This window comes from Bradyrhizobium sp. PRIMUS42 (assembly GCF_023006515.1).
Taxonomy (GTDB): Bacteria; Pseudomonadota; Alphaproteobacteria; order Rhizobiales; family Xanthobacteraceae; genus Bradyrhizobium.
The window spans coordinates 1-6,734 of sequence record NZ_JALBGZ010000338.1; the positions used below are offsets into that span (position 1 = coordinate 1).

Annotated in this window: 9 protein-coding genes; 6 read left to right on the forward strand and 3 right to left on the reverse strand. The window is 64.8% G+C overall.

All coding sequences use genetic code 11. The annotated features are described in order from the left end of the window. From MOV75_RS22605 to MOV75_RS22630, 6 genes are all read left to right on the forward strand, one after another. Window positions 1-1,343 (forward strand): IlvD/Edd family dehydratase (locus MOV75_RS22605; protein ID WP_247006641.1); only part of this gene is annotated, 1,343 nt, incomplete at its 5' end. Window positions 1,344-1,477: 134 nt separating this feature from the next. Further along, window positions 1,478-2,209 carry an SDR family oxidoreductase gene (locus tag MOV75_RS22610; protein ID WP_246923183.1) on the forward strand — a complete coding sequence of 244 codons (732 nt, stop codon included), beginning with the start codon at window positions 1,478-1,480 and terminating at the stop codon, window positions 2,207-2,209. Window positions 2,210-2,227: 18 nt separating this feature from the next. After that, window positions 2,228-2,974 carry an SDR family NAD(P)-dependent oxidoreductase gene (locus MOV75_RS22615; RefSeq protein ID WP_247006642.1) on the forward strand — a complete coding sequence of 249 codons (747 nt, stop codon included), beginning with the start codon at window positions 2,228-2,230 and terminating at the stop codon, window positions 2,972-2,974. Between the two features lie 7 nt (window positions 2,975-2,981). Further along, complete coding sequence (locus tag MOV75_RS22620; protein ID WP_246923178.1) at window positions 2,982-3,374, forward strand: GFA family protein; 393 nt, start codon at window positions 2,982-2,984, stop codon at window positions 3,372-3,374. Window positions 3,375-3,524: 150 nt separating this feature from the next. Beyond that, complete coding sequence (locus MOV75_RS22625; protein ID WP_247006643.1) at window positions 3,525-4,205, forward strand: site-2 protease family protein; 681 nt, start codon at window positions 3,525-3,527, stop codon at window positions 4,203-4,205. Between the two features lie 62 nt (window positions 4,206-4,267). Next, the gene (locus tag MOV75_RS22630; RefSeq protein ID WP_246923213.1) at window positions 4,268-4,690 is read left to right on the forward strand and encodes a hypothetical protein; all 423 of its coding nucleotides are present in this window, start codon (window positions 4,268-4,270) and stop codon (window positions 4,688-4,690) included. Here the strand turns inward: MOV75_RS22630 and MOV75_RS22635 are convergent. The 3 genes from MOV75_RS22635 to exbB form a co-directional block, all read right to left on the reverse strand. Then, entirely contained in the window at window positions 4,678-5,496 is an 819-nt protein-coding gene (locus tag MOV75_RS22635) for a TonB family protein (RefSeq protein WP_247006644.1), read from the reverse strand. The genes MOV75_RS22630 and MOV75_RS22635 overlap by 13 nt on opposite strands. 11 nt (window positions 5,497-5,507) lie before the next feature. After that, window positions 5,508-5,963, reverse strand: a complete 456-nt coding sequence (gene exbD / locus MOV75_RS22640) for a TonB system transport protein ExbD (RefSeq protein ID WP_246923165.1) — start codon at window positions 5,961-5,963, stop codon at window positions 5,508-5,510. A gap of 3 nt (window positions 5,964-5,966) precedes the next feature. Next, window positions 5,967-6,734: tonB-system energizer ExbB (gene exbB / locus MOV75_RS22645; protein WP_247006645.1), on the reverse strand; the 768-nt coding region annotated here is incomplete at its 5' end.

A 6,734-nucleotide genomic window follows, 5' to 3' on the forward strand; every position in this document is an offset into this window, starting at 1 on the left:
GCCCGATGCTCAACGGCTGGCATGCCGGCGAGCGCACCGGCTCCGGCACCATCGTCTGGAAGTCGCGCGAGCGGCTCGCCGCGGGCGAGATCGACTACGAAGAGTTCATGGAGATCGTGGCCTCCTCGGCGCCCTCGGTCGGCCATTGCAACACCATGGGCACCGCTTCGACCATGAACGGGCTTGCCGAAGCGCTCGGCTTCTCGCTGCCGGGCTGCGCGGCGATCCCCGCTCCCTACCGCGAGCGCGGCCAGATCGCCTACGAGACCGGCAAGCGCGCCGTCGAGATGGTCTGGGAAGACCTCAAGCCTTCGGACATCCTGACCCGCAAGGCGTTCGAGAACTGCATCGTGATCAATTCGGCGATCGGCGGCTCGACCAACGCGCCGATCCACATCAACGCGCTGGCCCGTCACATCGGCGTCGAGCTCACGATCGAGGACTGGCAGAAAGTCGGCCACGACGTGCCGCTGCTGGTCAACATGCAGCCGGCCGGCTTCTATCTCGGCGAGGAATTCCACCGCGCCGGCGGCGTGCCGGCGGTGGTGCGCGAATTGATGAAGCACAAGCGCATCCATGAAGACGCGGTCACCGTCAACGGCCGCGGCATCGGCGAGAACTGCAAGGATGCGCCAAAGCCCGACAACGACGTGATCTGGGCTTACGACAAGCCGCTGGTGAAGGACGCCGGCTTCCTGGTGCTGAAGGGCAACCTGTTCGATTCCGCGATCATGAAGACCTCGGTGATCTCCAAGGAATTCCGCGACCGCTATCTCAACAACCCGAAGGACCTCAACGCCTTCGAGGGCCGCGCCATCGTGTTCGAGGGGCCGGAGGACTATCACGAGCGGATCGACGATCCCTCGCTCGACATCGACGAGCGCTGCGTGCTGTTCATCCGCGGCACCGGGCCGATCGGCTATCCCGGTGGCGCCGAGGTCGTGAACATGCAGCCGCCCGCGGCGCTGATCAAACGCGGCATCCTGTCCCTGCCCTGCATCGGCGATGGCCGCCAGTCCGGCACCTCGGGATCGCCCTCGATCCTGAACGCCTCGCCTGAGGCTGCCGCCAACGGGGGCCTCGCGATCCTCAAGACCGGCGACAAGGTCCGCGTCGACCTCAACAAGGGCAGCGCCAACATCCTGATCTCGGACGAGGAGCTGAAGAAGCGTCACGCCGAGCTGAAGGCCAATGGCGGCTTCAAGCATCCCGAAAACCAGACGCCGTGGCAGGAGATCTATCGCAACACCGTCGGCCAGCAATCGACCGGCGCCTGCATGGAGCTCGCCACGCGCTACCAGAACGTCGCCGGCACGTTCGGCGTGGCGCGGGACAATCACTAGCAGCCACACCGTCATTGCGAGCGTAGCGAAGCAATCCAGAGATATCTCCGCGGAGACAGTCTGGATTGCTTCGTCGCAAGGTCTCCTCGCAATGGCGCGGGGTTGGCATTGGAACGATCTTAAGGAGAACAAAAATGGCAGACCGCCTCAAGGGAAAGCGCGCCGTCATCACGGCTGCAGCCGCCGGCATCGGCCGCGCCTGCGCCATCGCATTCGCGCGTGAAGGCGCAACCGTCATTGCCACCGACATCAATGAAGCCGGCATCGCTGGCTTGACCAAGGAAGGCATCGCCGAGGTCGCAAAGCTCGACGTCCGCAATACCGCCGACGTCAACGCCTTTGCCAAGCGCATCGGCAAGATCGACATCCTGCTCAATGCGGCAGGTTTCGTGCACCACGGCACCATCCTGGAGTGCTCGGAAGAGGATTTCGATTTCTCGTTCGATCTCAACGTCAAGTCGATGCACCGAACCATCCGGGCTTTCCTGCCCGAGATGCTGGCGGGCGGCGGCGGCAGCATCGTCAACATCTCGTCCTGCGCGGCGCTGCGGCCGCCGGCCAACCGCTACGTCTACAGCTCGTCCAAGGCGGCGGTGTCGCTGCTGACGCGCGCGGTCGCGCTCGATTTCATCACCAAGGGCATCCGCTGCAACTCGATCTGCCCCGGCACCGTCGAGACGCCCTCGATGCTCGACCGCGCCGCCGCGCAAGGCCCGCAGGGCAAGGAGATGTTCGTCTCCCGCCAGAAGATGGGCCGGCTCGGCACCGCCGAGGAAATCGCGAACATGGCGGTCTATCTCGGCAGCGACGAGAGCGCCTTCACCACCGGCGTCGACCTCGTCGTCGACGGCGGTTACATGCTCTGACGCCGGGAGATCAATCGCATGAACAAGATCGATCTCAACGGCCGCGCCGCCATCGTCACCGGCGGCGCACAGGGTTTTGGCCGCGCCATTACCGAGCGCTTCGTTGCTTCCGGCGCCAAGGTCGCGATCTGGGATTTCGATGCGGCGCTGGCTGAGAAAACCGCAAAGGAAATCGGCGATAGCGTCTGCGTGTTCAAGGTCGACGTCACCGACACCGCAGCCGTCGAGCAGGCCCGCGATGCGACGCTGGCCGCCTTCGGCAAGATCGACATCCTCGTCAACAATGCCGGCATCGCCGGAATCAACAAGCCGGTCTGGGAGACTGACCTCGAGGAATGGCGCAAGGTTCTGCGCATCAACCTCGACGGCCCCTTCATCGTCTGCAAGGCCATCGTGCCCGCGATGCTCAAGCAGAAATACGGGCGCATCGTGAACATCGCCTCGATCGCCGGCAAGGAAGGCAATCCGAACGCCTCGCATTATTCGGCCTCCAAGGCCGGCCTGATCGCGCTGACGAAATCGCTCGGCAAGGAGCTCGCCGCCCACGACATCCTCGTCAATGCGGTGACACCGGCGGCCGCGAAGACGGCGATCTTCGACCAGATGACGCAGCAGCATATCGACTTCATGCTGTCGAAGATCCCGAAGGGGCGCTTCGTGCTGGTGGAAGAGCTGGCCGCGATGGTGAGCTGGCTCGCGTCGGAGGACTGCGCGTTCTCGACCGGCGCGGTGTTCGACATCTCGGGCGGACGCGCAACCTATTGAGGACACCATGATCCGGGAAGGTGGATGCCTGTGCGGCGCGGTTCGGTTCAAGGCTGAGGGCGAGCCGCTCAACGTCCGCGTCTGCCATTGCCGCACCTGCCAGAAGGCGATGGGCTCGCCCTTCTTCGCCAGGGCGCAGTTCGACCAGCGCGCGCTGACCGTCGAAGGTGACACCGCCCGCTACGCGTCCTCCGAGAACATCGACCGCGTGTTCTGCAAGCAATGCGGCACGCGGCTGTTCGCCTGGCGGCGTAATGGCACGCTCGCAGGCGTATCCCTCTCCGTTTTCGACGATCGCAACGCCTTCGCGCCGACCGAGCACATCTGGGTGTCGGAAAAGCCCGACTGGCTGAAGCTCGACGACGGTCTGACGCAACATCCGGGGACGATCCCGGCATAGTTGCGCGATCGCACGGCAGCGTGCTGCGGGCGGATCATTTGCGGCGTGGCATTTCGGAACAGGCCACCCTATGTTCAGCTGAAGCGTCGCTGCACCGCCGGTTTGGCTGGAACGGCTGCAAGGCCGCGAGCGAACCGGGACGGACGAGCCGTGAACATTTCCTTTTATGACCTGTCGGTGTGGGTGCTGCCGCTCGTGCTCGCCATCACCTTCCACGAGGCCGCGCACGCCTTCGTCGCGGACCGGCTCGGGGACAACACGGCCTCGCAGCTCGGCCGCGTCAGCTTCAATCCGCTCCGGCACATCGATCCGTTCGGCACGCTGATCCTGCCGGCGATGCTGCTGTTTGCGCATTCGCCGTTCCTGTTCGGCTACGCCAAGCCGGTGCCTGTGAATTTCCGCAAGCTCAACAACCCCAGGCTCGACATGGTCTGGGTGGCGCTGGCCGGGCCCGTCACCAACATCCTGCTGGCGCTCGTCGCCGCCCTCGCCTTCCATGCGCTGCCCCTGGTGCCCGCGAGCTCGGCGAAATGGGTCGCGGACAATCTCAAGAATGCCCTCGTGATCAACGCGATCCTGGCGGTGTTCAACATGCTGCCGATTCCGCCGCTCGACGGCGGGCGCGTCGCGGTCGGGCTGTTGCCCCGCCCCCTCGCCATGCCACTGGCCCGGCTGGAGCCGTTCGGAATGCTGATCCTGATCGCGCTCCTGATCCTGCTACCGCTTGCGGGGTCCCGGTTCGGTCTAAATCTTGATGTTATTTCAGCAATACTGCGAGCGTTGACCGGTTATGTGATTCAGGCTGTTCTCTTCCTGACCGGCAACGCGTAGTTGAACAGCGACACCGAACACAAGCCGAAGGGCCAGAGGCCGACTTGGTCAAAGCTGCCGATATGCTGATCGCGCGACGCGCGGATACCCGCGCCCGCGCCGATTTCGCCACCTGGAAGATGATGGCCAAGCTCAACGGTTCGTCCGCGCTGCCGCCGGAGGCCCAGGAGTTCCTGGCGAGCTACCAGAACCTGCTGGCGCAAATGAGCGAGGGTGAAGCCACCGAGGCCACCATCGGCGCGATCTACAAGGCCTATTATGCCGAGATGGGTGGGGCGGGAACCCCGCCCGACGTCCGCCCACGCGCGGCCGAGCCCGCCGCGGACAATGTTACCGCCTTCCGCCGCCCGGCACCGAAGCCGAAGAAGGCCACTTCCTTCGGGGCGGCAGCATTCGCGGGCCCCCAGAAACGGCCGCTGCCGGTGGCGCTGATCTTCGCCTGCCTGGTCGTGGTCTATGTCGGCATCAGGCTCTACTGGCGCTGAGCCGACTTCTTCGTCTTCTTCTCTTCCCGCGGCTTGAACTTGATCTCGACGGTGCGCTCGAACCGGTCCTCGGTGAGCTCGGTCGGCGGGACCGGGAAAGGATCGGATTTGTGGACCATGGAGATCGCAGCGGCATCGTAAGCCGCGTCTCCGGACGATTCGACGACATCGACCGAAACCACGTTCCCTCTGCGGTTGAGTGCGAAGCTCACCTTGGCGGTCTGGTCCTTGGGCTCCTTGCCCTCCGGATTGACCTTGTGCGCCGCCAGATGCGCACTGATCTTGCGGTTCCAATCGGCCGTTAGCTTCAGCAGGTCTTTGCCGATGCCGAGCACCGGCGCCATGGCCCTCTCGGCCTCGCGCGTTGCGTCTTCGAAAGTCTGCCGATCCGCTGCAACAGATTTCTGGGATGCCTCCATGGCCGGCGTTTCAATCGCGGCCACCTTCGGATCGTCGTCCTGTTCCTTCTTCGGCTTGTTCTCGGTGACGATACGATCGGCATCCTCGATTTGCTGCGGCCGATCCTGGGGAAGGTCGGTCTCCTTCGTCTCGGTCTTTTGCTCAGGCAGTGCCGGGCGCTCTTCCGACTCGTCCGATTCTGTCGGCGCGAGGGGCAGATTGGCCTCCTGAACCGGAGGCGAAGTCATTTCCACCGCGAACTCCGCGCCGGCTGCCCCCAGACCGTCGCCGTCATCATCGGCTTGCAGGTGCGCCAGCGCGAGCGCGGCGCCACCCAGATGAAGCACGAGCGCCGCCACCGCCGCGAGGATCCAGAGCTTCCGGGATGGTCTGAGTTCGTCCGACATAGCGGGCCTTCTTAAGGCTGAGCGGCGCCTGCCGCAGGCGCACCCGGAGCGCCTTCCAGCGCCACCAGTTTCACCCGCGTATAGCCGCCTGAGCGCAAGAGCTCCATGATGCCCATCAACTCCCCATACGGCACCGACTTGTCGGCGCGCAGGAAGACGTACTTGTCCTTGCTCATGTCGGACAATCCGTCGAGCGTCCCGATCAGCTCGGCCCGGTGGACCGGGTTCTCTCCGATGGCAAGCGTCAGATCGGGCTTGATGCTGAGATAGGTCGGCTTGTCCGGCTTCTTCTGCGGCGTCGCGCTCGAGGTCGGCAAGTCGATCGGCAGGTCGACGGTCGAGAGCGGCGCTGCGACCATGAAGATGATCAGCAGCACCAGGATGACGTCGATGAACGGCGTGACGTTGATGTCATGCGTTTCCGAGAAATCGTCGTCGTCATCGTTGTCTGCGAGCGAAACGGCCATGGTTCACTCCGCTGCGCGCGAATGCACGCTGCCGTGGCTGCGGTCGAGATCACGCGAGAGCAGCCGGCCCGCGGCGCCCGAGGCGCGGCTGACGAGCTCGAGATAGCCCTTCGTCACGCGCGAGAAGTGGTTGTAGATGATGACGGCGGGGATCGCGGCGACGAGGCCGATCGCGGTGGCGAGCAGCGCCTCGGCGATGCCGGGCGCAACGACAGCAAGGTTCGTGGTCTGCGACTTCGAGATGCCGATGAAGCTGTTCATGATGCCCCAGACCGTGCCGAACAGGCCGACGAAGGGGGACGTCGAGCCGATGGTCGCGAGCACGCCCATGCCGATCCGGATGCGTCGTGCCTCGGCGCGCACGATCTCGGAAAAGCTGGAGGCCGCGCGCTCCTTGATGCCGGCATCGCTGGACAGGCCGGCCGACATCCGCGCCTCGCGCAGCGCTGCCGCGAGGAAGGACGGCAGAATCCCCTCCTTGGATCCGAGCGCCATCTGCGCTTCGGCGAGGGAGCGGGTCTCCGAAATCTTCTTCAGCGCCGAACGAAGCTTGGTGGATGCGACCGACAGTTCGATCGATTTGGCGATGAAGACGGTCCAGGTCATCAGCGATGCGAAGGCGAGCCCGATCATCACCGCCTTCACGATGACGTCGGCCGACATGAACATGACCCAGGGCGACAGTTCCTTCATCGCCGGCGCGATGGCGGCCGCCGCATCGGGCTTGGCGGTCGTCGAGACGGTGGCCGCGGGGGACGCCGTCGGAGCAGC

Bases quoted from the DNA above. Each gene is read 5' to 3' on its own strand.
- MOV75_RS22610 (WP_246923183.1), top strand. From the start codon at position 1,478: ATGGCAGACCGCCTCAAGGGAAAGCGCGCCGTCATCACGGCTGCAGCC.
- MOV75_RS22615 (WP_247006642.1), top strand. From the start codon at position 2,228: ATGAACAAGATCGATCTCAACGGCCGCGCCGCCATCGTCACCGGCGGC.
- MOV75_RS22620 (WP_246923178.1), top strand. From the start codon at position 2,982: ATGATCCGGGAAGGTGGATGCCTGTGCGGCGCGGTTCGGTTCAAGGCT.
- MOV75_RS22630 (WP_246923213.1), top strand. From the start codon at position 4,268: ATGCTGATCGCGCGACGCGCGGATACCCGCGCCCGCGCCGATTTCGCC.
- MOV75_RS22635 (WP_247006644.1), bottom strand. From the start codon at position 5,496: ATGTCGGACGAACTCAGACCATCCCGGAAGCTCTGGATCCTCGCGGCG.
- exbD (WP_246923165.1), bottom strand. From the start codon at position 5,963: ATGGCCGTTTCGCTCGCAGACAACGATGACGACGACGATTTCTCGGAA.